Source organism: Candidatus Eisenbacteria bacterium (genome assembly GCA_035577985.1).
GTDB lineage: Bacteria > Desulfobacterota > Binatia > DP-6 > DP-6 > DATJZY01.
In genome coordinates, this window is the sequence record DATJZY010000056.1 from 14,629 (window position 1) to 38,326 (window position 23,698).

The 23,698-nt window shown below is 70.4% G+C and carries 22 protein-coding genes and 1 tRNA gene; 10 read left to right on the top strand and 13 right to left on the bottom strand.

The features are described from left to right. Positions 1 to 248 precede the first annotated feature (248 nt). The 7 genes from VMS22_08850 to VMS22_08880 all read right to left on the bottom strand — a co-directional run bounded on the left by VMS22_08850 (position 249) and on the right by VMS22_08880 (position 8,174). Positions 249 to 1,676: a sialidase family protein gene (locus VMS22_08850; protein HXJ34136.1), complete on the bottom strand. Its 1,428-nt coding sequence runs from the start codon at positions 1,674 to 1,676 to the stop codon at positions 249 to 251. A gap of 57 nt (positions 1,677 to 1,733) precedes the next feature. Continuing rightward, positions 1,734 to 3,287, bottom strand: a complete 1,554-nt coding sequence (locus VMS22_08855; GenBank protein HXJ34137.1) for a hypothetical protein — start codon at positions 3,285 to 3,287, stop codon at positions 1,734 to 1,736. Positions 3,288 to 3,609: 322 nt separating this feature from the next. Further along, positions 3,610 to 3,684, bottom strand: a tRNA-Glu gene (locus VMS22_08860). Further along, positions 3,660 to 4,103 (bottom strand): Rieske (2Fe-2S) protein, encoded by a 444-nt coding sequence (locus VMS22_08865; protein HXJ34138.1) that lies wholly within the window; start codon positions 4,101 to 4,103, stop codon positions 3,660 to 3,662. The genes VMS22_08860 and VMS22_08865 overlap by 25 nt, the downstream gene beginning before the upstream one ends. 150 nt (positions 4,104 to 4,253) lie before the next feature. Beyond that, positions 4,254 to 6,026 (bottom strand): ABC transporter ATP-binding protein/permease, encoded by a 1,773-nt coding sequence (locus VMS22_08870; protein ID HXJ34139.1) that lies wholly within the window; start codon positions 6,024 to 6,026, stop codon positions 4,254 to 4,256. 286 nt (positions 6,027 to 6,312) lie between these two features. Then, positions 6,313 to 6,648, bottom strand: a complete 336-nt coding sequence (locus VMS22_08875) for a hypothetical protein (protein HXJ34140.1) — start codon at positions 6,646 to 6,648, stop codon at positions 6,313 to 6,315. Continuing rightward, positions 6,645 to 8,174 (bottom strand): alkaline phosphatase family protein, encoded by a 1,530-nt coding sequence (locus tag VMS22_08880; protein HXJ34141.1) that lies wholly within the window; start codon positions 8,172 to 8,174, stop codon positions 6,645 to 6,647. Before VMS22_08880 ends, VMS22_08875 begins: the two co-directional genes overlap by 4 nt. 176 nt (positions 8,175 to 8,350) lie before the next feature. Here VMS22_08880 and VMS22_08885 point away from each other — a divergent pair, with 176 nt between their 5' ends. The 7 genes from VMS22_08885 (at position 8,351) to VMS22_08915 (ending at position 17,335) form a co-directional block, all read left to right on the top strand. Then, positions 8,351 to 9,535 carry an acyl-CoA dehydrogenase family protein gene (locus VMS22_08885; protein HXJ34142.1) on the top strand — a complete coding sequence of 395 codons (1,185 nt, stop codon included), beginning with the start codon at positions 8,351 to 8,353 and terminating at the stop codon, positions 9,533 to 9,535. Between the two features lie 13 nt (positions 9,536 to 9,548). After that, positions 9,549 to 10,586: an acyl-CoA dehydrogenase family protein gene (locus VMS22_08890; GenBank protein ID HXJ34143.1), complete on the top strand. Its 1,038-nt coding sequence runs from the start codon at positions 9,549 to 9,551 to the stop codon at positions 10,584 to 10,586. Beyond that, complete coding sequence (locus tag VMS22_08895) at positions 10,568 to 11,779, top strand: MFS transporter (GenBank protein ID HXJ34144.1); 1,212 nt, start codon at positions 10,568 to 10,570, stop codon at positions 11,777 to 11,779. The genes VMS22_08890 and VMS22_08895 overlap by 19 nt, the downstream gene beginning before the upstream one ends. A gap of 62 nt (positions 11,780 to 11,841) precedes the next feature. Next, positions 11,842 to 12,417: a helix-turn-helix domain-containing protein gene (locus tag VMS22_08900; protein ID HXJ34145.1), complete on the top strand. Its 576-nt coding sequence runs from the start codon at positions 11,842 to 11,844 to the stop codon at positions 12,415 to 12,417. Beyond that, positions 12,414 to 13,475 (top strand): efflux RND transporter periplasmic adaptor subunit, encoded by a 1,062-nt coding sequence (locus VMS22_08905; GenBank protein ID HXJ34146.1) that lies wholly within the window; start codon positions 12,414 to 12,416, stop codon positions 13,473 to 13,475. Before VMS22_08900 ends, VMS22_08905 begins: the two co-directional genes overlap by 4 nt. After that, on the top strand, positions 13,475 to 16,603 hold the full coding sequence (locus VMS22_08910) for an efflux RND transporter permease subunit (GenBank protein ID HXJ34147.1): 3,129 nt from the start codon (positions 13,475 to 13,477) through the stop codon (positions 16,601 to 16,603). Before VMS22_08905 ends, VMS22_08910 begins: the two co-directional genes overlap by 1 nt. Before the next feature lie 24 nt (positions 16,604 to 16,627). Beyond that, a complete protein-coding gene (locus VMS22_08915; protein HXJ34148.1) occupies positions 16,628 to 17,335 on the top strand; it encodes a crotonase/enoyl-CoA hydratase family protein in 708 nt (235 codons plus the stop codon). Positions 17,336 to 17,367: 32 nt separating this feature from the next. Here VMS22_08915 and VMS22_08920 read toward each other — a convergent pair whose 3' ends face one another. Together VMS22_08920 and thiD are read right to left on the bottom strand one after the other, a co-directional pair. Then, positions 17,368 to 17,937 carry a YqgE/AlgH family protein gene (locus VMS22_08920; protein HXJ34149.1) on the bottom strand — a complete coding sequence of 190 codons (570 nt, stop codon included), beginning with the start codon at positions 17,935 to 17,937 and terminating at the stop codon, positions 17,368 to 17,370. A gap of 91 nt (positions 17,938 to 18,028) precedes the next feature. Then, entirely contained in the window at positions 18,029 to 18,820 is a 792-nt protein-coding gene (gene thiD, locus VMS22_08925) for a bifunctional hydroxymethylpyrimidine kinase/phosphomethylpyrimidine kinase (protein ID HXJ34150.1), read from the bottom strand. Between the two features lie 42 nt (positions 18,821 to 18,862). Here thiD and VMS22_08930 point away from each other — a divergent pair, with 42 nt between their 5' ends. Then, on the top strand, positions 18,863 to 19,576 hold the full coding sequence (locus tag VMS22_08930) for a 6-phosphogluconolactonase (GenBank protein HXJ34151.1): 714 nt from the start codon (positions 18,863 to 18,865) through the stop codon (positions 19,574 to 19,576). 12 nt (positions 19,577 to 19,588) lie between these two features. On the opposite strand, the gene VMS22_08935 is transcribed toward VMS22_08930, so the two are convergent. From VMS22_08935 to VMS22_08950, 4 genes are all read right to left on the bottom strand, one after another. Then, positions 19,589 to 20,077, bottom strand: coding sequence for a periplasmic heavy metal sensor (locus VMS22_08935; protein HXJ34152.1), 489 nt, complete (start codon positions 20,075 to 20,077; stop codon positions 19,589 to 19,591). Then, positions 20,074 to 20,619, bottom strand: coding sequence for a hypothetical protein (locus VMS22_08940; protein HXJ34153.1), 546 nt, complete (start codon positions 20,617 to 20,619; stop codon positions 20,074 to 20,076). Before VMS22_08940 ends, VMS22_08935 begins: the two co-directional genes overlap by 4 nt. Further along, entirely contained in the window at positions 20,616 to 21,140 is a 525-nt protein-coding gene (locus tag VMS22_08945; GenBank protein HXJ34154.1) for a sigma-70 family RNA polymerase sigma factor, read from the bottom strand. Before VMS22_08945 ends, VMS22_08940 begins: the two co-directional genes overlap by 4 nt. A gap of 63 nt (positions 21,141 to 21,203) precedes the next feature. Next, positions 21,204 to 21,383, bottom strand: a complete 180-nt coding sequence (locus tag VMS22_08950; protein HXJ34155.1) for a hypothetical protein — start codon at positions 21,381 to 21,383, stop codon at positions 21,204 to 21,206. 131 nt (positions 21,384 to 21,514) lie between these two features. On the opposite strand from VMS22_08950, the gene VMS22_08955 reads away from it, so the two are divergent. Both VMS22_08955 and VMS22_08960 read left to right on the top strand, forming a co-directional pair. Beyond that, positions 21,515 to 22,138 (top strand): TetR/AcrR family transcriptional regulator, encoded by a 624-nt coding sequence (locus VMS22_08955; protein HXJ34156.1) that lies wholly within the window; start codon positions 21,515 to 21,517, stop codon positions 22,136 to 22,138. Beyond that, positions 22,135 to 23,526, top strand: a complete 1,392-nt coding sequence (locus tag VMS22_08960; protein ID HXJ34157.1) for a carotenoid oxygenase family protein — start codon at positions 22,135 to 22,137, stop codon at positions 23,524 to 23,526. The genes VMS22_08955 and VMS22_08960 overlap by 4 nt, the downstream gene beginning before the upstream one ends. Positions 23,527 to 23,698: the final 172 nt, after the last annotated feature.

The following is a 23,698-nucleotide window of genomic DNA, read 5'->3' on the forward strand; positions in this document are numbered from 1 at the left end:
CCCCGACTCGAACCGGCACCCTCCTAGGCACCTCGCAAGCGGAGGCGAACGGGTTCAATTTCCAAGGTGGCGCTGCGATGATCCACGTGCCGATCCCCGCGAACTAACTATGCGGAAGGACAACGACGGCGATCCCCGTGTGCGACCAGCGCGTTACCGCACCAGTCGTCGGCACAGATGAGGCTCCGATGGGCGCGTCCTCCCGGCCCGACGCCCCCCCTTACGCCATCGGGGCACGACGCAGACCATCAACGTCCGCGCGACACGCGGAGCCGCGCGTAGAAGGTGTCCGTGACGCCATCGGTCTGCGACACGAGCGTCTGGGTCCACACGGCTCCGAAGCCGTTCCTGCCGATCGGGACGAGCCCGAAGTAATCTCCCAGGGGGAAAGCGCCGGGAGAAGGGGCGGGGCGAAGGTCGAAGGGCCCGGCCACGTGCGTCTCCGACCACGTCGTCCCTCCGTCGTGCGAGTGTCGGAACCACAGGTCGGTCGTCAGCTCCTGGTCGCCCGGCACGTCGTTGCGGAAATCGAAGTACGTCACGCCGACGAGGCCAGTGGGGGATACCGCAATCGTCGGCTTGAAGGCCTGCGTCGTCTCGACCGCGACCGGGCCCGGGTCCGTCCACGTGAGGCCCCCGTCGACCGACTTGACGAACAGGATTCGGGAGGACGACGTCGACTCGATCAGATGCCACGCCACGTAGAGGGCTCCATCGGCGCCGACGGCCACGCTCGCGACCTGCCAGGAATTGCCACGTCCGAGCCCCGTCCCACTGTCTGGGTCGGTCAGAACGTTCGCCGGGATGTCCGCCACGTGGATCGGATCCGACCAGGTGTCGCCCTGGTCCGTCGAACGAGCCACCCACACGCCGGTTGGGCCGACCGGGCCCGACAGTGGGTTCGCGACCCGGACCTGATCGAAGACGTCGACGAGCGTTCCATCGGGCAGCACACGGATCTGGCTCGCGATGGGATCCAGGTCCGCCTGCGGGGTGATCGGGATCATCGCGGGCGGCGTCCAAGTGGTGCCCCCGTCGGTGGTTCGGGAGAAGAGCTGCGGCGACCTCAGCTGCAAGAACAGGATCTGGTTCCACACGAGGTACGCCGTGCGGGGGACGTACGGATTCGCGGTGATGACGGGTAAGTCGACGGCGGCGAAGGGAAAGGGTCCTTGCCGGTCGATGGTGACCGGGTCGGACCAGGAGAAGCCGCCGTCCGTCGAAGCATTCACGAGCAAGCTCCACGAGCTCGGGTTCCCTTCGGAGACCGCCGAGGAGAGATACGCGATCCCGTCCGGTCCGATGGCAACGTCCGGGTCGAACGCATTGGAGTAGGTTCCACCGGTGCACCGCGACAGGCCCGGCACCAGGACCTGCGTCCAGCGTCGACCGCCGTCGCGCGACGCGGACACCACGGTGCTGATCTCGTCGTCCTGGCTGTAGATGGCGATCAGGTTTCGCCGGCGGACGGGGTTCACCATCAGTTCCGGCGTGTACTCCGCCCCCTGGTCGGTCGTGCCGAGGCCGCACCCGTCCGGCGCGAACGGGCTCGGTCCGGAGATCTCACGCAGGACGCGGACCCGAGCCTTCGCCGCACGCGCCGGCGTCGGGATCACAAGCGTGGGGAGCAGAAGACCGCCGATGGCGATCAGCACACCGAACTGCAACCGTCGCATGGATCACCTCCGCCGGGCAGGCGTAACCACCGGCGGAACAGATGTTCCCAGACGACGTCAGGGACGCTGGTTTGGACTGGCGATCGGTCCCGGCAGCTCGACTGTGACCATGCCGTCTTGCTCGACCACCCCGCGATAGGCGGTGAGCTGCCGGAAGCCAGAGCCGTCCGGTCGCACGGCGAAGAGCTGGTCGCTGACCGGGCTAACGCCGAATTCGTCGCAGGTCGAGTCGAAGACGACGGTCCCCGTTCGCGGATCCTCGCCGCCGAGCGCCAGCAGCGCGGTACAGCTTGGGGGCGGATCACCGCCCTGGCATCTGCCCGATGGCCGGGTGTGCTCGCCGAATGACGTGATCTGACGCAGGTGTCCACCCAACGCATCCAACGTGAAGAGCTGGCACGCGTTCCGGGGATTGCGTCCGACCGGGTCGGCGGACGCGCCGACGACGACGTGATTCCGGTCGCGAAGCCGCTGCGCGAAGATCGTGTCGCTTCGGCGGAAGTTGGTGAGCTGGAGAGCGTTCGCGCGGTAGTGGATGAACACCTCGCGAATAGGGCCGCCCGGTGGCGGCATGTCGGTCATCCGGTTCAGCTGGAAGATCACGAGGTCGGTCGTCAAGCCGGCGAGCTGAAAGTCCGTGATCAGTGTGCCGCCGATCGATGCCGGCGGATCCAACGAAGCGTATCCCCCGCCGTTCCGACGGATCGTGAAGAAGAGGAAGCTCCCCAGCCCCGCGTCGTAGTACGCGCCCCCCACCCGCCCGTCGTCGAGAAAGACCGCGGCGACGTCGAGCCCGCCAGGATTCCTCCCCACCTGCGACGTCCTGAGCGTGGTGAGCTGATGGCGGACGTCGGGCTTCGCGAGGTCGAGCCGGAAGATCTGCGGCGCTTCGGGCCCGTCCTCGCCGGGTCCGAGGTCGACGAACACGATGCTCTTGCCGTCTGGACTGAACGAGAAGGTCTCTACCTCGCGGTCGGACGGAAACCCCGTCTCTCCTCCAATGACGCGAAACGATGGCACGCGGAGTTGGGGCCCCAGGTACTCGCGCCGGGTGCCATCCGCGCGGACGCGATAGATGCCCTCCTCGGTGAGTTGCGCTCGCGGTGAGGCGATCGGAGAACCGAGGATCTTCAAGGTGCCGATGAAGTCGTCGGTGACCTGATAGATCACGGTGTCGCCGCCCGGGCTGACCGCGAAGCCCTGGATGTTGCCCCATGCCATTGCGGCGCCACCATCGCGCGTCACGCCATACACCCTGCACCAGCTCAAGGGATCCGGCGCGGCCTCGTTCGCGTCGACGGAGATCGCGGTCACCGGAGGGCAGTCGCCATGGCGGATCTCGAGCCGCTGCCGTGCAGTCCAGTGGCCGCCGGTCGAGTGACACTCGTTCACCACGGCTGCGATCGTGCCGATCCGCGCGGCCCCCGCGGCGCACCCAGTGACGGCGCGGCACGCGTCGCGGCAGCTCCCGCGGTCCTTTCCGACGGCGTCGGGGCAACGCTCGGCCCGACATGCCGCCATTCGCGCCGCGCACGACGCCCTGCACGACGTCGCCGCCGCGGCCGGCGGGCCCAGAAGCACGATCAGCAGAGCGGCGAGCGTCGCGACCATCGGACCCTTCGTGCGAACCTCTAGCGGAGGGCGTCCGGCTGCGTCCAGACGTTCGAAGGAGTTCACCAGAGCCATCGGCCGGCAGACGTAACCTTCCATGGAACACATGTACCGGCCGGGTTCTCTGGACGGTTTCCGGTCCTGCTCACGCCGCCGTCCGTACGCGCACGTCGCGCCGAGCCACTTGCACGCCGCGTGCAGGCGCTGTCACGGCCGACCGCCGCCGACGCTAGTATCCCCAGGGGTGGCACTGGCGTCCGTGCGGCCAAAGCGACGCGCGGCAGCGGCGACGTTCTTCGCGACCGACCAGCGAAACGGAGAGTGTCCCCGGCGGGATTCGAACCCACGTTATCGGCGTGAAAGGCCGACGTCCTAGGCCAGACTAGACGACGGGGACCAAGTAGAACCAAAACTTCTAGCCGCTCGCCCGGCCGGGAACAACCAAACCTGTGCTCGGCCTGTGCTCGAACGCGGCCCGACCTGGACCCGAGGAGGATGGGAGCAGTGGCGATCTTTGCCGTCCCGTTCGCGCACCTCGTAGGTGGTGAGCGGTTCGGTCGCGGGACCTCGCACGACGGCGCCCGATGTGATGTCGTACCTGGAGCCGTGGCACTGGCACATGAGCGTCGTGCCCGTGAGCAGCCCCGCCGAGAGCGGGCAGCCTTCGTGCCTGCACAGGTCGTCAAAGGCGTACAGCTTGCCTCCGGCCCGGGCGACGGACACGCGTCGTTGGAGATCCTCCAGGTAGTACGGGTTGACGTAGCTGTCGGGCAGCTTCTCCGCGTCGTCGAGCGTGCGGAACGCTGGTGTCGTCATCTCGGTTCACTCCTTCCTCTCTCCTGCCGAAGTGCTGGCGACCGTATCGCCGATGGCGTCAACGCGGTCTAGATACACCTCTCGATCGCGTACGGTGCCCACTTCGGCCGCCGCGGGCATCGTCCGCGTCGGCGCGTCGCCTCGCGCGGCTCAGCAGGCCGCCGCGCGCGCGGGCGCGGGCGGAGCTCCCTGGATGGTCATGACGTCGCCCTCGGGCGCCAGGACGAGCCGGCGCTCATGGTACGCCGCGACACCTGGACGGTGGGCGATGCTCACGATCGTCGTGTCCGGGAGCTGCGTTCCGAGCTCGCGGTAGACGTGAGCCTCGGTCGCTTCGTCGAGGGCCGACGTCGCCTCGTCGAGGAAGAGCCATGGCGGGGCGTGAAGAAAGGCGCGCGCGAGCGCCACGAGCTGCTGCTCGCCGGGCGACAGCACCTGCGCCCAGTGCTGCTCCTCCTCGAGCCGGTCGACGAGCTTGCCGAGGCGGCACCGTTCGAGCGCCGACACGATCGCCGCGTCGTCCACGGTGCCCGGCTCGGACGGATACGCTACCGCCTGCCGCAGCGAGCCGATCGGCAAGTAGGGTCGCTGCGGGAGGAAGAGCGTGTCCCCGGCGTCGGGTCGTCGGATCTCACCAGTACCGCATGGCCACAGTCCGGCGACGGCGCGGAAGACCGTGCTCTTCCCGCTGCCCGATGGGCCCGCGAGGAGTACGCGTTCCCCCCGGCTGATCACCACGTTCGCGCCCCGCAGGAGCATGGCGCCCGCCGGCAGGGCGATGTCGACGTCGTCGAGGGCGATCTCGTCGGGTGAACCATGGACGATCCGAATGCCGCCGCTCCCACTCGCATCGACGGAGGCGACCCGCATGCTTTCCGCGAACGCGAGCACACGAGCCACGCTGGCCTTCCACTCCGCGAGCTGGCCGTAGCTGTCGACGAACCAGCTGAGCGCCTCCTGGACACGCCCGAAGGCGGACGCGATCTGCATGAGCCCGCCGAGCTGGATCGCCCCAGCGAAGTAGCGCGGAGCCGCCGCCAGGATGGGAAAGACGTGGGCGGCCTGGCCGTAGCCCGTCGTGAACCAGGTGAGGCGCTTCTGTGCCCGCAGGAGCTGCCACCAGTTGTCGACGATGGCCGCGAAACGCCCGCGGAGGCTGCGCCGCTCGAGCGGCTCTCCTCGGGAGAGCGCCACCTCCTCGGCGGTCTCCCGCAGCCGCACGAGGCTGAAGCGGAAGTCCGCCTCACGGCGCTGCTGGCTCGCGTGCAGCCGCACGAGCGCGCGGCCGATGCGGTGGGTGAGCAGGCTGCCGGCGACCGCGTACAGGACGGCCGCCCACACCAGGTAGGCGGGGATCGTGAGCGTGCCGCCGCCGAGCCGGATGGTGAGCGGGCCCGAGAGGCCCCACAGGATGCCGACGAACGAGACCAGCGTGACCACGGCGTTCAGCAGGCCCATCGCGAGCGCGAGCGTGCCGCCGGCGAGCGCCTGCAGATCCTCGGCGATGCGCTGGTCGGGGTTGTCGGGTCGGCGTTGCGTGCGCTCGAGGCGATGGTAGGCGCCACCGCCCAGCCAGGTGTCGAGGAACTGGTGCGTGAGCCACCGGCGCCACCGCATCTCGAGGAGCTGCGTCAGGTACTGGCGGTAGACCGCGGTGGCGATGAAGGCCGCCGCGAACAAGCAGAAGCGACCGAGCTGGTGGGCGAAGGCGGCGGCGTCCCGCTGCTCGAGCGCGTCGTAGAAGCTCCGGTTCCAGGCGTTCAGCAGCACGAGCACGTAGACCGCGCCCAGGTTGAGGAGGACGATGACGGCGAGCAGCCCGAGCGCGCTCCGACGCTCCTCCGATCGCCAGTAGGGAAGCAGCAGCTGCCAGGCATCCCGGGCGAACCGGCGAACGCGGGAGGGTCGTGGATCGCTGTGCATCTCTCGACGTTGGGTCCGTCCTGGATTCGACCTGGAACGTACGGCTTCGATGTGAGCCGACGATGAGGCGCGGATTAGAACTTCCTCATCCAGATGTCCGAGGCACGACGACGCGAAGCGGATCCGCTCGTCCGGGCGACTCTCTCGCCGCACGTGGCAGTGCGTGGCAACCCTGACGGCGTGAAAGGCCGACGTCCTAGGCCAGACTAGACGACGGGACAGGGCGATTCGCGGAGTTACCAGGCGAGGGCGGGCGGCGCTACGGGGGAGCGACCCGAAACGCTCGTCAGCGCTGGACCAGGAAGACGCCGATTGCGATCAGCAGCGCGCCCGTCCACTGGACCGCGTTGATCGACTCGTCGAAGATCCAGCGCGCGGCCACGATCTGCACGCCGAGGATGCTCGCGGCCGTCGTGAGCGGAAACGCGACGGCGAGCGGCATGTAGCGGAGCAGGCCCGTGAGCGTGAGGACGGTGACGAATCCGGCCAGGTTGCCGACCACCTGCCATGCCACGACCGCGCTCCAGGTCGGGCTGTGCGCCGAGACGCGGAACGACGCGTTGGCGACGATGCTGAACACCACGTTCAACGCGACGAGCGCCGTCGTCATCGCCGGTCTCATGCCGTGCGATCGATGTGCGCTTCCGATCCGGGTTCGACCCAGCCGGAGCTCGGCTCGCCTGCCGGCTCACCGGCGTTCGCCCGCTCCTCGGCCTCGTCGCGGATCGGGCCGGCCGCCGGCAGCCGGTGCCACAGCCCGGCACCTGCCGTCATGAGGCACACGAAGGCGAGGGCGGTGATCGCCGGGATGGGAAGGAAGCGCAGCATCCCGTCGATCGGCGCGAGCGGCTGCCGGGCGGCCACCGTGGCGGTCGCCAGCGTCGCCATCGACGCGACCAGCGACGCCGTAACGAGAGACGAGCGGCCGCCGACGAGCAGCTGCGCGAACCCGGCCAGCAGGCACATCGTGGTGAGGCGGAGTCCGAAGAGCGCGCTGTTGTTCGACATGCTGAACGACGCGGTGCCGGTCACGGCCATGAGGCCGGCGAAGACGATGGTGTAGGTCGTGGAGCCGATGAGCGGGCGCATCCCCGGCCATGCGGTCCGGCTCAACAGGAGGAACACGAGCACTGCGAGGGGAATCGCCATGGGAACGTGGTCGACCTGCGTCCTCCCTTCGGCGCGGATCGCGGCGCGCGCAGCGTCGCGCTGGCGCGCCGCAGCGCTGCTGCCGTGGACGAGGGAGCGCCCCGTCGCGTGGGAGAGCGGACCGATGCCGAGCAGGCTCGCGATCGTGGGCCCCACGTCCCGGGACCGTCCGGCCTGCGTGCGGTGTACGGCGCCGGCGCCCCACACCACGATGGGAATTCGCATCACCTCGCGCTCGGTCCCGCCGTGCCCGCCCTCGTCGAGGTTGCCGTGGTCGGAAGTCACGATGAGCGCCTCGTGCGACGGATCGATCGAAGCGGCGATGCGCCCGATCATGTCGTCGGCGCGGGTGAGGGCCGCCCGGAATTCGGGCGCACGCACACCGTAGTCGTGCGCCGCCCAGTCGACGTAGGCGGCGTGCGCGAGGACCAGCTGCGCCCCGGGCGGCGGCTCGAGCTCCTGGTCCGAGACGCGGGTCTCGTCGACCCACGAGGCGTAGGTCGCTGCGAGCGTGTAGTCGGGATCGGTGGTCATGATGGCGGTCCGGAGCCCGGCCAGCTTGGCGCGGCGGAACACCGAATCGAGGGCCACCTCGTCCGGGAACCCGTTGCTGAGAATGCCCGATGCCGCCGGCTCGATGCCGGACGCCTGCGCGACCAAGTTGGGGCCGCTGAAGGTGGGGAACTCGGACCGTGCGGAGACGTCCTCGCCCTCGGCACGGAGGCGGTTCAGGCTCGGCATCTCGCGCGACAGGTCGAGCCGCAGGCCGTCGATCATGATCCAGACGACGCGCGTGGCCGGCCCGTGGGCGTGTGATCGGGGCGCCGGCCGCACGTTCAAGACGGCGGGTCGATCGATGTTCAGGCTGCTCTCGTAGCTGAACGCGGCATGGGCCATCGCCACGCCGAGGACGGCTGCGCACAGACGAGGGAAGACCGGCTGGTCGCCTCGTGCGAAGGGCATCGGCAGGTGCCGGAGCGAGTTCGGGATCCTGGGCACGGCGTCGATGGGCAGTGGTTTTGCTCGGCTGGCGCTCGATTGTCCAGAGCGGGTCGCCACGTCCGCGCGCTTGCCATTTGACGCCACGGGCGACACGGCGAGCGCGAACGCCCGCAGCCGGCGCGACGCGACGGCGATTTGCATGGGCCGCCGCCCGTGGTGTTGATTGCCCGGTCGTGGAGATCAAGTTCACCGCGGAAGAAGAAGCGTTCCGGGCCCAGGCGCGGGCCTGGCTCGAGGCCAACGTCCCGCGCGAGGCGCGCCCGGAGATCGCCGACCTCGCCGCGCGCCGGGCCTTCGACATGGCGTGGCAGCGCAAGATGTTCGACGCCGGCTGGGCCGGCATCAACTGGCCGAAGGAGTTCGGCGGGCGCGGCGCCTCCTTGATGGAGCAGCTCATCTGGTACGAGGAGTACGCCAAGGTCGGCGCGCCCGAGGTCAACACCGGATTCGTGGGCCTGAAGCACGCCGGACCGACGCTCATCGCGTGCGGCACGAGCGAGCAGAAGGCGTTCCACCTCCCGAAGATCCTCGGCGGCGACGTCGTGTGGTGCCAGGGCTTCTCGGAGCCGAACGCCGGGTCGGACCTGGCGGCGCTCCAGACCCGCGCGGTCGTCGACGGCGATCACCTCGTCGTCACCGGCCAGAAGATCTGGACCAGCTTCGGGCAGATCGCCGAGTACCAGGAGCTGCTGGTCCGCACCGACCCCGAGGCGCCCAAGCACAAGGGCATCACCTGGGTGATCTGCCCGATGGACGCGAAGGGCATCGACATCCGGCCCATCAAGACCCTCGCCGGCAACGCCGACTTCTGCGAGGTCTTCTACGACAACGTCCGCATCCCGCTCGCCAACGTCGTGGGCAAGCTGAACGACGGCTGGCGCGTCGCCATGGCGACCCTCAGCTTCGAGCGCGGGACGGCGTTCATGTCGGAGCAGGTGCGCCAGTCGGCGCGCATGGCCGAGCTGATCGAGGTCGCGCGCACGGTCCCAGGCCCCAACGGCAAGGCGCGCGCCATCGACGACGACGAGATCGCGCGCCGCCTCGCCCTGGCCCGAGCCGAGGTCGAGGCCATGCGGGCGATGACGTACCGCTCGCTCAGCCTCGCGGCTCGCACCGGGATGCCCGGCGCCGAGGCGTCGATGATCCGGCTCTTCTTCTCCGAGCTGATCCAACGCATCGACCGGCTCGCCATGGACATCATCGGCGCGGCCGGCGTCACCGGCTTCAATCCGAACGGCAGCTCGCGCAACGAATGGGGCGAGGACTACCTCACCGGGCTCTCCCAGACGATCGGCGGCGGCACCAAGGAGATCCAGCGCAACATCATCGGCGAGCGTGTGCTCGGCCTGCCGCGGTGAGGGGAGAGGGACGATGGACCTGATGCTCAGCAGCGAGCAGGAGACGATCCGCGATTCGATCCGCGACATGCTGCGCGAGCGCATGCCGCCCGAGCGCGTGCGCGCCGTGATGGCGACGGACACCGGCATCGATCGCGCCTTCTGGCACCAGGCGGGCGAGCTCGGCTGGTTCGGCCTCGCGCTCCCCGACGCAGTGGGCGGCGCGGGATACGGGCTGCCCGAGGCGATGATCCTCTTCACGGAGCTCGGGCGCGCCCTCGCGCCGGGACCGTGGCTCGGGTCGACGCTGGCGGCCAAGGCCCTGTCGAAGGCCGAGACGTTGAAGAGCACGCTCGACGGCGTGCTCACGGGGACGCAGCCGGTCGCGCTGGTCGACGACCCGGCCGACGCCCTCGGCACGGGCACGACCCTCGACGGCACCATCTCGGGCGTCGCCGACCTCGGCGTCGCCGACCACGTGCTCGTCGTCGGATCGAAGGACGTGCGATTCGCTGCGGCCCGGGCGCGCGGCTTCACCGTCGCCGTCGAGCTCAGCATGGATCCGACCCGGCGCCTCGGCACGCTCACCGCCCGCGGCGCCGAGGCCGAGATGATCGGCGCCCACGCCGCGGCCCTCCGTCGCATGGCGACGGTGCTGACGGCGGCCGAGGCGGTCGGCGTGGCCGAGCGCACGCTCGAGATGTCGGTCGAGTACGGTAAGGTCCGCCAGCAGTTCGGAAAACCGATCGGCACCTTCCAGGCGATCAAGCACCGCTGCGCCGACATGGCCGTGCGCGCCGAGGTGGCGCGCGCGGTCGTCGTCTACGCGTCGGTCGCGGTCGAGGAGGGCGAGGCCGACGCCGACTTCCACGTGCACAGCGCGAAGGCGCTCGCGACCGATGCCGCGATCCAGAACGCCACGGACAACGTCCAGAACCACGGCGGCATGGGCTACACCTGGGAGTCGGACGCGCACCTGTACTTGAAGCGCGCGCGCGTGCTCGAGCACACGTGCGGGAGCCGCATCGCCCACCTGGACGCGCTCGCGGCGCCGTGGCGCGCGGCCGGCTGACATCCAGCTTCCCGGCCCTCCGGCACCGGAACTTCCGGCGCTACGCCGTCGGCCAGACGATCTCGCTCGCGGGGTTCTGGATGCAGAGCGTGGCGCAGGGCTGGCTCGTCTTCCGGCTCTCGGGCTCCGAGCTCGCGCTCGGGACGGTGGCGTTCGTGGGCTATCTGCCCGTGCTCCTCTTCTCGCCGGTGGCCGGCGTCGTCGCCGACCGCGTGAGCAAGTACCGCCTCATCCTGGCGACGCAGACGCTCGCGATGCTGCTCGCGGTCGTCCAGGGTCTCGTCGTCTGGACCGAGGTCGCGACCGTCCCGATCGTCGCCGGGATGGCCTTCTGCATGGGCGTGATCGGCTCCTTCGACCTCCCGACGCGGCAGTCGTTCATGGTGGAGATGGTGGGGCTCGAGGACCTGCCGAGCGCGATCGCGCTCAACGCATCGGTGTTCAACACCGCCCGGGTCGTGGGGCCGGCGCTGGCCGGGGTCCTGGTCGCGGTGGCGGGCGAGGCCCCGTGCTTCTTCCTGAACGGCGTCAGCTACCTCGCCGCGCTGTGGGCGCTCCTCGGGATGCACCTGCCCGCCGCGAGGCCACGGGCCGGCGCGGGGCGAGCGTCGGGCCTTCGCTCGGGGCTCGCCTACGTGCGACATCGCCCGGTGTTGGCGAGCCTCCTCGGCACGCTGGGGCTCGTCTCGGCGCTCGCCCTCCAGTCGAACGTCCTGATGCCGTCGCTCGCCGAGCGCGTGTTCGGGCGGGGCGCGCGCGGCTTCGGAGTGCTCCTCACGGCCTACGGCGTCGGCGCCGTCATCACCGCGCTCCGGCTCGCCTCCCGCACGTACTCGGCCGTCGAGCAGCGCCGCAACCTGCTCCTCGGCCTGTGGGGCATGGCGACGGGCCTCCTCGTCGTCGCGGCGAGCCCGAGCTACCCGATGGCGCTCGTCGGACAGCTCGTCGCCGGCTTCGGCATGCTCCGCTACACCGCCACGACCAACGTGCTCGTGCAGACGCTGACCGAGGATCCCTACCGCGGCCGCGTTATGGGGATCCACACGATGATGTTCGCGGGCGCGGCGCCGTTCGGGGCGCTCGCCCTGGGCTCGCTCGCCCGGGCGATCGGCCCGCAGCCGACCCTCGTCGTGTCGGGCGCGGGCGCCCTCGCAGCCGCCATGTGGCTGGCGACCCGCCCCCGCTTCCCTTAGACGGGCCGGGCTGGTAGCACAGAACTGACCGGTCAGTTCTGGAAACTGACCCCCCAGTCATAATGGCGCGTGACGACAAGCGACAGCGGATCCTCTCCGCCGCGGCGACCGTGTTCGCCGAGCGCGATTTCCACCGCGTGCAGGTGAGCGACGTCGCCGAGCGCGCCGGGGTCGGGAAGGGGACCGTCTACCTCTACTTCCCCACCAAAGACGATCTCCACCGCGCCGCCCTCGAGGGCAGCCTCGACGGCATCTGGACGGACATCGAGACCGCCGCCGGAGCCGGGCCGTCGGCCGAGGACGCGCTGCGCGACATCGTCCTCGTCGTGCTCCGCTTCTTCTGGAAGCGCCAGCACCTGCTCACCATCATCCAGCGCTACGAGGCCTTGAACGGCCGTCGCGCGAAGCTCCGCCGCGAGCGCGTCGTGCGCGCGGTCGAAGACGTCCTCGCGCGCCACCGCCTGGCCGGCGGCGCGTCGGAGCGGCACCTGGCGGCCGCGTTCCTCCTCGGCATGGCGCGGGCCGCGATCCTCGAGCACGCCCCGGGCGATCGCCCCGACGCGGTCGCGACGCGCCTCGTCTCGACGTTCCTGCACGGCATCGGCCGCGCGCGGGTGGCGCAGCGGGGGGCCGCGTGACGCGCCTGCTGGTCGGTCTCGCGCTCCTCGCCGCCCTGGGCGGCGCCGGGTGCGGCAGCCGCTCCGAAGCCGAAGGCACCGCGGGCGCGACCAAGCCCGAGCCGGTCACGATCACGACCGCGCCGGTCGCGACGCGCATGGTCGAGCGCACCATCTCGGTCGTCGGCACGCTCACCGCCAACATGCAGGCCGAGGTGGCGGCCGAGGTCGAGGGTCAGGTGACCGGCATCGAGGCCGACCTCGGTGATCGCGTCGTGAAGGACCAGGTCCTGGCGCGCGTCCGCAGCGACGTGCTCGAGGCGCGGCTCGGCGAGGCCGAGGCCAGCTACGAGAAAGCGCTGGCCGACGAGGCCCGGGGTCGTCCGTTGAAGGACGACAAGATCATTTCGGCGCAGGAGTACGAGCAGGTGCGGACGGCACTCGCCGTCGCGAAGGCGCGCCGCGAGCAGCTCCGCATCGAGGTCGAGCGCGCCACCATCCGCGCCCCCTTCGACGGCTCGATCGCGGCGCGGCTCGTCGACGCCGGCAACTACGTGCGGCCCGGCACCACGGTCTTCCGCTTGGTGCAGGACGATCCGCTGAAGTTCCGTGGCGAGATCCCCGAGCGCGACGTGCCGGCGGTCGAGGCCGAGCAGCAGGTGCGCGTCAGCGTGGACGCGTACCCCGGCGAGGCCTTCCAGGGGCGCGTCTCGCGCGTCGGGTCCGCTTCGAATCCGCAGGCGCGCTCGCTCGCCTTCGAGGCGTTGGTGCCGAACACGGACCATCGCGTGCGGCCGGGCTTCTTCGGGCGTGCCGAGATCATCGTCCGGCGCGATGAACGTGCCGTCGCGGTGCCGCGCAGCGCGGTCACGTCGTTCGCGGGCGTCACCAAGATCTTCGTGGTCGAGGACGGCGTCGCGCACGAGCGCGAGGTGACCCTCGGCGTCGACCTCGGCGACGGCTGGGTCGAGATCACGCAGGGCGTGACGAAGGGCATCCAGGTCGCGACCAGCGGCCTCTCGAAGCTCGCCGACGGGACCGTCGTGCAGGTGCGCGCCGACGCGCCCCCGGGCGCCTGATGCGCTTCGCCGACGTCTTCATCCGTCGCCCCGTCTTCGCGACCATGCTGGTCGGGGCGTTCGTCATCCTCGGCCTGTTCAGCTACCGAAGCCTCGGCCTCGATCTCTTCCCCAACATCGACTTCCCGATCATCACCATCACGACGACGCTCAAGGGCGCGGGCGTCGAGGAGATGGAGACGGGTGTCACGAAGGTCGTCGAGGAAGCAGTCAACACGATCGACGGCATCGACACGCTGCAGAGCACGACGCGCGAGGGCGTGTCGTTCGTGATCGTCAACTTCGTCCTGGAGAAGTCCCGCGAGGTGGCGGCGCAGGACGTCCGCGACAAGGTCTCGGCCGTGCTGTCGCAGCTCCCCGCCGGGACCGATCCGCCCGTCATCGACAAGTTCGACGTCGACGCGGCGCCCGTCATGTCCGTCGCCGTGTCCGGACGCCGGAGCCTGCGCGAGGTGACCGAGCTCGCGCGCCGCCAGGTGAAGGAGGTCATCGAGACGCTCCCGGGCGTCGGCCAGGTGCTCATCATCGGCGGCCAGGAGCGCGCGATCAACATCTACGTCGATCCCGACCGCCTGACGGCGCAGGGGCTCTCGATCGGCCAGGTGCGGCAGGCCGTGGCGCAGCAGAACGTCGAGCTTCCCGGCGGCCGCATCGACCAGACGCGCCGCGAGCTCATCGTGCGGACGATGGGGCGCATCGAGGAGGTGCGCGACTTCGACGACCTCATCATCGGGCACGCGAGCGACCGGCCGCTCTACGTGCGCGACGTGGGACACGCCGAGGACGGCGTCGTCGAGCCGCGCGCCCTGTCGCGTCTGAACGGCGAGAACGCCGTGCAACTCATCGTTCGCAAGCAGTCGGGCGTGAACACCGTCGAGGTGATCGATCGCGTGAAGGCGCATCTGGCCCAGCTCCAGTCCGTGCTGCCCGAGGACGTGCAGATGCGCGTCATCCGCGACCAGTCGCGCTTCATCAAAGCGTCGATCGAGACGGTGACCGAACACATGTGGCTCGGCGCGGTGCTGGTCGCGTTCACGGTCATGCTGTTCATGCGCGACTGGCGGAGCACGCTCGTCGCCGGGCTCGCGATCCCCACCTCGATCATCTCGACCTTCACGTTCATGCGCTACATGGGGTTCACCCTGAACAACCTCACGATGCTCGGGCTCGTGCTCGCGGTCGGCATCGTGATCGACGACGCCGTCGTCGTGCTCGAGAACATCTTCCGGCGCATCCAGGACGAGGGCGAGACGCCGAAGGTCGCGGCGTCGAACGGCACGGCCGAGATCGCGCTCGCCGTCCTGGCGACGACGCTCTCGCTCGTCATCATCTTCCTGCCGGTCGCCTTCATGGAGGGCCGCGTCGGGCGCTTCTTCCACAGCTTCGGCCTCACGACCGCGGTCGCGATCCTCGTCTCCCTCGTCATCTCCTTCACGCTCACGCCGGCGCTGTCGGCACGCGTGCTCCAGCGCCGGCCGGCCGAGAAGGCGCACGGCGGCCGGCTCTATCGCCGGATCGAGAGCGGGTACACGCGGCTGCTCGCGTGGTCGCTCGGGCACCGCTGGATGGTCGTCGTGGCGGCGGTCGTGCTCGTCTTCACGACCGTGCCGCTCATGAAGGTGGTCGGGAAGACGTTCCTGCCCCAGGACGACCAGAGCGAGTTCGAGATCTCGATCCGGACGCCGGGCGGGTTCACGCTCGCCGAGACGTCCCGCGTGTTCGATGAGATCGAGCACCGCCTCTGGGGTCTCCGTGGCGTGACGAACGTGCTGTCGACCATCGGCGATCAGACCGGACGCGTGAAGGCGGGCGAGGGCGACGTGACCTCCGGGTCGATCTACGTGCAGCTCCAGGACCTCCGCGATCGCAAGTTCTCCCAGTTCGCGATCATGGACGACACGCGCAAGATCCTCACCGACTACCCGGACCTGCGCACGAGCGTGCAGGGCATCAACCCGCTCGCGAGCGGCGGCTCGCGCATCGCCGAGGTCGAGCTGAACCTCCGTGGCCCGGATCTGGCCAAGCTCCAGGGGTACGCCGATAGCCTGGTCGCCGGCATGCGGTCGCTGCCCGGCCTGGTCGACGTCGACACCAGCCTCGCCGTCCGCAAGCCCGAGCTGCGGCTCTTGATCGACCGCGAGAAGGCGTCCGACCAGGGCGTCAACGTGCAGGACATCGCGGCGACCGTGCAGACCTTCATCGCGGGTCAGCCCGTCTCGAAGTTCAAGGAGGCGGATCAGCAGTACGACATCTGGCTGCGCGCCGAGGCGGGCAAGCGCCGCACGGCCGAGGACATCGCGGACCTGACCGTCCAGTCGCGCTCCGGCCAGCTCGTACGCCTCGGGAACCTGATCCACCTGCGCGAGGAGGTCGGCCCGGCGCAGATCGATCGCATCGACCGCCAGCGCTCGATCACCATCCTCGGGAACCTGCTCCCGACCCTGCCGCTCGGCGACGCGATCGCACACACCGAGCGGGTCGCGAAGTCGCTCGACATGCCGGCGCTCTACAACATCCAGTGGGCCGGCCGGGCCAAGGGCCTCGAGGAGAGCACGCGCAACTTCGGGATCGCCTTCGGGCTGTCGTTCCTGTTCATGTACATGGTGCTGGGCGCGCAGTTCGAGAGCTTCCTGCACCCGATCACGATCCTGCTCGCCCTGCCGCTCGTGATCCCGTGCGCCATCTTCTCGCTCGTGATCCTGCAGGAGCCGCTCAACATCTACAGCACCCTGGGGCTCTTCATGCTCCTCGGCGTCGTGAAGAAGAACGGCATCCTCCAGGTCGACTACACGAACACGCTGCGCGCCCAGGGCGTGCCCCGCGACGAGGCGATCCTGCGCGCGAACCGCGTGCGTCTGCGCCCCATCCTCATGACCACGGTCATGCTGGTCCTGGGCATGATCCCGATCGCGCTCGGGCAGGGGCCCGGGTCGGGGTCGCGCAGCTCGATCGCGCGGGTCATCGTCGGCGGCCAGCTCCTCTCGCTCCTGATCACGCTCCTCATCACACCGGTCGCCTACTCGCTGTTCGACGATCTCGGGGCGATGGGGGTCGGGGCGGGCCTCCGCAACCTCCTCGCCCGGTTGCGTCGGCTCGTCGCCCGCGCGACACCCAGACCGGCTGCCTGACATCCCAGCCCAGGGGAGGCCGCGATGAGTGTCACCTACGAGTCCACGGACGGCGTTGCGACCATCACCCTCGACGACGGCAAGGTGAACGCGATGGCGTTGCCGTTCTTCGAAGCGCTCGGCGCGGCGCTCGATCGGGCCGAGCACGAGCGGCCGGCCGCCGTCGTGATCGCGGGGCGGCCGGGCTACTTCTCGGCCGGCCTCAACCTGAAGCTGCTGCCGACGCTGCCGCCGGACGAGTTCAAGCGGACGATGCTCGCCTTCGGCGGCATCATGCTGCGCGTGTTCACGTTCCCGATCCCCACGGTCGCGGCCGTGACCGGGCACGCGATCGCCGGCGGCGCCTTCCTCTCGTTCGCGTGTGACCTGCGCTACTTCGCCGAGGGGCCATACCGGCTCCACGTGAACGAGGTTGCGATCGCGCTCCCGCTGCCGACCTGGGCGCTCGCGATCGCCACTACCGCGATCCCGCCGCGCTGGCACACCGAAGCCATCATGCACGCGCGGGCGTACACGCCCGAGGAGGCGCTCGGACGCGAGCTCGTCGACGGCATCGTGTCGCCCACCGAGAGCGTCGTCGCGACCGCACGCCAGGCCGCGAGCCGTCTCTCCGGCCTCGACCTGGGCGCCTACGCGGTCGCGAAGAGCCGCATGCGCGAGCGCGTCGTCGCGTGGGCCCGCAAGAACCTCGAGGCCGAAGCCACCGGCAGCGCCGAACGCGCCCCGCTCTAGGGTCCGACCCCAGACACGGAGTCTCGGGTCGGCTACTGGACGCCTGGTCCGAGCGCGAGCGACATCGGGTCGACGCCGAGCGAGCGGATCGCGGCTTCCCACATCTCGTCGGCGGGCGTGGCGAAGACGAGGTCGGGATCGGGCGGCGCCGTGAGCCACGCCGATTCCGCCAGCTCGGAATCGAGCTGGCCGGGCCCCCAGCCGGCATAGCCGAGGAGCAGGCGGGCGCGTGTGTGCTCTATCTGGTCGGGCTGCGCCTCGAGCAACGTGCGAAGGATCCCGAGCGACGCGGTCAGATGGAAGCCGTCACCGATCTGCTCGGTGTCGCCGCCGCCTGGATCCGCCCCGAGGAGCAGGAAGCCCCGGTGCTGCTCGACGGGACCGCCACTCCACAGGCGCATCCCGCTGTCGCCCGACAGAGGCGGATTCAAGGCGACGGCCTCGGCCGCGCGCGTTTCGGTCGGCCGGTTGACGACGAAGCCCATCGCGCCCTTCGGCCCGTGCTCGCACAGAAGGACGACGGAGCGCGAGAAGTTCGGGTCGCGCAGCTGCGGCATTGCGACCAGGAGCGTGGGGGCGATGGAGGCCTCGCCGTCGGCCATGGCTAGATGCTTCCGACCCGCTCGTCCCTTGTCAACACGGTTGCCCGAGAAGCCGTCGAGAAGGCTTGCGAGACGCTTGGGACATTCGAGCTCACGCGTCGTCCGGTCGAACCCGATGGTCTAGCGCGCGGCTCCCGTGGCCGAGCGGCGTCGAGGCCGCCAGCGCGCGCGTGACGTACGTCTTGGCGCGCTTCACGGCGTCCACGAGCGAAAGCCCCGAGGCGAGACCCGCCGCCGTCGCCGCGGAGAGCGTGCACCCGGTGCCGTGCGTCGCACCGACGTCGATGCGGGGAGCGTCGAGCTCGTGGATCGTGTCGCCGATCGCGAGCACGTCGTACGCGCGATCGGAAAGGTGGCCGCCCTTCACGAGCGCGGCCCGTGCGCCCATCGCCACCAGAGCCCTTGCCGCCTCGCGCATCTCGGCACGCGTGCGAACGGGACGACCCGTCAATGCCTCGGCCTCGCGGAGGTTCGGCGTCACCACGCTCGCGATCGGCACGAGGCGGTCGCGCAGCGCGTCCAGCGTCGAAGCATCGGCGAGCGTGTCGCCCGAGGTCGCGACCAGGACCGGATCGACGATCAGGGCCGGGATCGGCCGCGCTCGCAGGACCTCCGCGACCGCAGCCACCACGCCGGCGTTCGGCAGCATGCCGGTCTTGGCCGCCGCGACCGGAAGGTCGTCGAGGACGGCGGCGAGCTGCGCCGCGACGAACGCGGGCTCGACGTCGCGGCGGTCGCGCACGCCGACCGTGTTCTGGACGGTGAGGCTCGTCACGACGGCCGCGCCGTAGACCCCACAAGCGTGGAACGTCTTCAGGTCCGCCTGGATTCCGGCGCCACCGCTCGGGTCCGAGCCTGCGATCGACAGCACGACGACGGCCACCGCGCTCGCGCTACACCCCGGCGATCCGCTATGCAACGCGCGATGCAGATCGAGGTGTACCCGACCGACGCGGACGCGCTCGACGCCGCGGCTGCGCTGGCGGCGGAGCACGTTCGCGCCGCAGCCGGCGACGGTCGCGCCGTGGTCGCCCTGGGCAGCGGCCGCGCCGGGCGTGGCCTCATGGTCGCGCTCGCGGGGCGAGGCGATCTCCCGTGGTCGCGGGTCGAGTGGTGCCTCGCCGACGAACGCTGTGCGAGCGCGCAGGATCCGCTCGGCCACGCGAAGATCGCGCGCGACAGCCTGTTCGTGCCGCGTGGCGTCGCCGCGGCGAAGATCCACGCGCCGTCGATCGAGGGCGACTCGCCGGAGGAGATCGCCGCGCGCTACGCCGAGGCGCTGCGCGCCGTGGCAGGGGACGCCGTCGCATTCGACCTCGTCCTGCTCGCGATCGGTGCGGACGGGTCGCTCGGCGCGCTCGCGTCCGATGCCGCCGCGTTGACGGCCACGACGCCGGTCGCCGTCGTGGCGGGGGATCCTGCGCTCGTCTCGCTGACACCGGTGACGCTAGCGCGCGCCGGACGTGCGATTGTGACGGCCGTCGGTCCGCAGACGGCCGGCGCCGTCGCTCGCGCGCTCCGCGACGGGGCGGGACCGGCCGCGCTCCTGCGGCCGTCCGACCGCGTGACGTGGGTCGTCGATCGGGACGCCGCGGGCGAGCTGCTGAAGGACGCCCGGCCGGCCGACGCGCGCGGGTAGCGGGCCCGCGGCTCAGTGCGTCTTGGTCGGGTGCGCCGGCGGCGCGGCCCTTCGCCGGAGCGCCTGGCGCACCTCGCCCTGCAGATCGCGACGGAAGAGGAGCAGCTTCGCCTGCTGCTCGACGGAAAGGATCTTCTGCGCTTCGCTGAACGTGTGCTCGGGCAGCGTCGCGAGCTCCCGCTGCACGGTGTGCGCGTCCGCCACGAGACGCGACAGGGCGGCCTCGTCGGGCGGCGACTTCGTGAGCGCGGTGCGGAGCTGGGCTTCGAGCGTGTCGCGCTTCTGCGACAGCTCGACGCGTCGCTCGTCGGCGCGGCGCAGGATGTCGCGCATCTGGAGCGCCTTCGTGTCGGAGAGCCCGAGCGCGTCCACGACGCGGAGCATGAGGTACGTGCGCGCGCGATCGCGCTCGGGCGAGACGTCGGCGCCGGCGGAGGAGGCGCGCAGCCCGAGAGCGAGCAGGGCGGCCAGGGCGACGACGCCGAGACAGCGCGTCGTCACGACTGCTCTCCCAGGAGCTCGGCGAGGCGGTCGAGCTCCTCGTCACCGAGATCGTGGACCGAGAGCAGGTCGCTGTCGGCGTCGTAGATCGTGCTCGCCGGTGCGATCGCCGGGAGCAGGTCGTGCAGGTGCAGCAGCGCCTCGTCGTCCAGATGGTCGATCGAGCGTGACAGGGGCGGGGGGCTCGGCGGGAACACCGTGCGCGTCACCAGCAAGGCGAGCACGACGGTGGCGACGGCCCCGGCGACCCGCAGAGACCCCCAGCGCGCCGCCACCTTCGCGGGCGCCGGTGCGGTCCGGACCTGCCGCATGATGGCCTGGCGCTGGCGCCGCCAGAAGTCCTCGCCCGGCGTGGATGCGGCCGGCGCGGAGAGACCGATCGACACGTGCCGCATCGACGCGAGGTCGTTGCGGCAGAAGGCGCAGCGCGCGATGTGGTCTTCGACCCGGCCACGCTCGCCCAGCGGCAGCGTTCCCATCGCCGCATCCACCAGGGCGGGGCGCAGCCGGCGACACGTCCAGCGCATCCAGGGGATCGTCATGGGGTTCTCCTTCCGAGCCATTGCTGGAGACGGCGGACGGCATGGTGGAAGCTCACCTTGGCGGAGTTCTCGGTGATCCCCTCGGCGCGGGCGATCTCCGCGAATGGCAGGTCGGAGAAGATCCGGAGCGACAGCACGCTGCGCTGGCGCGGCGGGAGATCCGCAATCAGGCGCCGCAGCCGCGCGCCCAGCTGCACGTCGCCGGGCTCGGTGGCCACCCCGAGGCGCTCTTCAGGCACGCTCTCGAGCGCGACGTGGCGCCGCTCGGCGCGCAGGATGTCACGACATTGATTCATGGCGATGCGGTGGAGCCAGGTGGCGAAGCTCGCCTCGCCTCGAAACGATCGCAACCGCTCGAAGGCGCGGACGAAGGTACGCTGCGTGGCCTCGTCCGCGGCGTCGTGGTCGCGCAAGACGCGCTCGGCGACGGCATGGATCGTACGCTGATGACGCTCGACGAGCGTCTCGAAGGCCTGCTCGTCCCCTGCGAGGGCGCGAGCGACGAGGGCTGCATCGTCCACGCTCGGCGCACGACTACCACGGGCGACGAGCGCGGACGACCGAAGCGAACCGGACAGAGCGTGTTACTTGGCCGGAGCGGGCGCCTTGCTGTCGGCCTTGGGCGCCTTCGCCTCTTTCTGACCCTGCGAGCTCTTGTGCTTCTTGCCGTGATGCTTCTTCGTGGTCGTCGTCGTCGTCGCGTTGGCGGCGGCGACCGAGAAGACCATGGCGGTCGCGAGGGCGAGGGCGGTGAGGGTACGCATCGGTCAGTTCTCCTTTGGGTTGGCGCGGCCCGTCAGTGGGCCTGCGTTCGACGGAACAGACGGCGGGGCCCTCTCAAAAAGTTAAAGGACCCCCCTTGCGTCGCCCGTATAGCGCCGCTATAGCCGCGGCGATGGCGGAGCGGACCGTGGCGATCCGGCACAGGGAGGCCCCCGCGGGGTCGACGCGCGACGCGATCCTCGCCGCCGCCGAGACGATCCTCGCCCGTGGCGGGGAGGACGCGCTCTCGATCCGCGAGCTCTGCGCGCAGGTCGGGGTGACCGCGCCTACCATCTACCACCACTTCGGCGACAAGGATGGCCTCGTCGCCGAGGTGGTCGACGCCTGCTTCGCCGAGTTCGATCGCGCGATCGCGAGCGGTCCGATGCCGGCCGATCCGGTCGAGGCGCTCGCGTGGGCGTTCGATCGCTACGTCGCGTACGGCGTGGCGCACCCCGCCCACTACCGGCTGCTCTTCGAGCGCCGGCTGCCGAAGCCGACCCCCTCGGGGATCGCGTCGTACGCGCGCCTGGAGCACCTCGTCGAAGCCATCCGGGCCGCAGGTCGCCTGCGCCTTCCCGTCGCCGACGCGGCGCCCGCCTTCTGGGCCGCCGTGCACGGCGTGACCATGCTCGTCATCGCCGGCTTCATCGCGCGCGAGGCCCCGGCCGTGCACCACGTCCGCGACGCGCTCGTCACGCAGCTCACCATATCGGATGCCGCGCCCCGGCGGGCGCGAAAAGGAGGCTCACGATGACGCCCGAATCGGATGTCAATCCCTTCCTGCAGGGGAACTACGCGCCCTGGCGCGAGGAAGGCGACGCGCCGTTCCTCGAGATCGAGGGCGAGCTGCCGCGCGATCTCGAAGGAACGTTCTACCGCAACGGTCCCAACGCTGCGTACGAGCCGCTCGGGCGCTACCACTGGTTCGACGGCGACGGGATGATCCACGCGATCACGCTGCGCGACGGTCGCGCGTCGTATCGGAACCGGTGGGTGAAGAGCGCCGGGCTCGCCGAGGAGCGGGCGGCGGGGAAGGCGACGTTCCGGGGGCTCCTCGAGATCACGCCGACCGAGGCGCCGCGTTTCAAGAACACCGCCAACACGAACATCGTCTGGCACGGCGGCAAGCTGCTCGCGCTCATGGAGGCCGCGCTGCCGACGCAGATGGCGCCGTGCACGCTCGAGACGCTCGGCGAGTGGGACTTCGGCGGCAGGCTCGGCACCGCGATGACGGCCCACCCGAAGATGGACCCCGAGACGGGCGAGATGCTCTTCTTCGGGTACTCGCCGTTTCCGCCCTACCTCGTCTACCACGTGGCCGACCGCAGCGGCGCGCTCGTGCGCAGCGAGCCGATCGATCTCGCCTGGCCGTCGATGATCCACGACTTCGCGGTGACGAAGGACCACGTCATCTTCATCCTGTGCCCGCTCGTCTTCAGCTTCGAGAACGTGAAGGAGCGCGGCGGCGCCTTCTCGTGGGAGCCCGAGCGCGGCACGCGCCTCGGCGTCATGCCCCGCAGCGGCGGCAATCGCGACGTGAAGTGGTTCGAGACCGACGCCTCGTACGTGTTCCATCCGCTCAACGCGTACGGCGAGAACGGAAAGATCGTCCTCGACGTCGCGCGCTACAACAAGCTCGTGTTCATGAGCCCGAAATCCGCCCGCAAGCCCGAGTGGGAAGGCGACAGCGCGGCGCACATGCACCGTTGGACGCTCGACCTCGCGGGCGGCGGCGTGAAGTCCGTACCGCTCGACGACGTGTCGTGCGAGTTCCCGCGCGCCGACGAGCGCCGCCTCGGTCGCAAGCACCGCTACGGCTACGCGGCCGTCGCACCGGTGGCGGGCGAGAGCGGCATGCCCGCGTGGTCGGCCGTCCGCCGTTACGACCTCGAGCGCGGCACGACCGAGACGCGCGACTTCGGGCCCGGCAGCGGCGCCGGCGAGCCGCTCTTCGTCCCTCGCACGGCCACGAGCGCCGAGGACGACGGCTGGGTCATCGTCCTCGTCTACGATCAGAGTCGCGACACGAGCGACTTCTACGTCCTCGATGCCCGCAACATCGCCGGCAAGCCGATCGCCAAGGTGAAGCTCCCGCACCGCGTCCCCTACGGCTTCCATGGCAACTGGGTGCCTGGGGCGTGAGGTGGTGAAGGCGGAGCCGGGAGCGCGGGGCGGGCGGCGAGGGCTCCACTAGGATGAACGGCAGGTCAAGTCTCGGTAGAGGCGGTTGATCGAGCGTTGATCACCTCCCACGTATGGAAGTGGGGCGACGCATGGTCGGGTGCGCGCAGTCGATGAGGACAGTTCGGCGACG

What these genes read in the sequence shown, in the direction of transcription:
- VMS22_08900 (HXJ34145.1), top strand. Translation starts at nt 11,842, where the DNA reads ATGGCGCGTGACGACAAGCGACAGCGGATCCTCTCCGCCGCGGCGACC.
- VMS22_08920 (HXJ34149.1), bottom strand. Translation starts at nt 17,937, where the DNA reads ATGGCCGACGGCGAGGCCTCCATCGCCCCCACGCTCCTGGTCGCAATG.
- VMS22_08910 (HXJ34147.1), top strand. Translation starts at nt 13,475, where the DNA reads ATGCGCTTCGCCGACGTCTTCATCCGTCGCCCCGTCTTCGCGACCATG.
- VMS22_08855 (HXJ34137.1), bottom strand. Translation starts at nt 3,287, where the DNA reads ATGGTCGCGACGCTCGCCGCTCTGCTGATCGTGCTTCTGGGCCCGCCG.
- VMS22_08850 (HXJ34136.1), bottom strand. Translation starts at nt 1,676, where the DNA reads ATGCGACGGTTGCAGTTCGGTGTGCTGATCGCCATCGGCGGTCTTCTG.
- VMS22_08915 (HXJ34148.1), top strand. Translation starts at nt 16,628, where the DNA reads ATGAGTGTCACCTACGAGTCCACGGACGGCGTTGCGACCATCACCCTC.
- VMS22_08940 (HXJ34153.1), bottom strand. Translation starts at nt 20,619, where the DNA reads ATGACGATCCCCTGGATGCGCTGGACGTGTCGCCGGCTGCGCCCCGCC.
- VMS22_08955 (HXJ34156.1), top strand. Translation starts at nt 21,515, where the DNA reads ATGGCGGAGCGGACCGTGGCGATCCGGCACAGGGAGGCCCCCGCGGGG.
- VMS22_08890 (HXJ34143.1), top strand. Translation starts at nt 9,549, where the DNA reads ATGGACCTGATGCTCAGCAGCGAGCAGGAGACGATCCGCGATTCGATC.
- VMS22_08950 (HXJ34155.1), bottom strand. Translation starts at nt 21,383, where the DNA reads ATGCGTACCCTCACCGCCCTCGCCCTCGCGACCGCCATGGTCTTCTCG.
- VMS22_08875 (HXJ34140.1), bottom strand. Translation starts at nt 6,648, where the DNA reads ATGAGACCGGCGATGACGACGGCGCTCGTCGCGTTGAACGTGGTGTTC.
- VMS22_08870 (HXJ34139.1), bottom strand. Translation starts at nt 6,026, where the DNA reads ATGCACAGCGATCCACGACCCTCCCGCGTTCGCCGGTTCGCCCGGGAT.
- VMS22_08960 (HXJ34157.1), top strand. Translation starts at nt 22,135, where the DNA reads ATGACGCCCGAATCGGATGTCAATCCCTTCCTGCAGGGGAACTACGCG.
- VMS22_08865 (HXJ34138.1), bottom strand. Translation starts at nt 4,103, where the DNA reads ATGACGACACCAGCGTTCCGCACGCTCGACGACGCGGAGAAGCTGCCC.
- VMS22_08930 (HXJ34151.1), top strand. Translation starts at nt 18,863, where the DNA reads ATGCAGATCGAGGTGTACCCGACCGACGCGGACGCGCTCGACGCCGCG.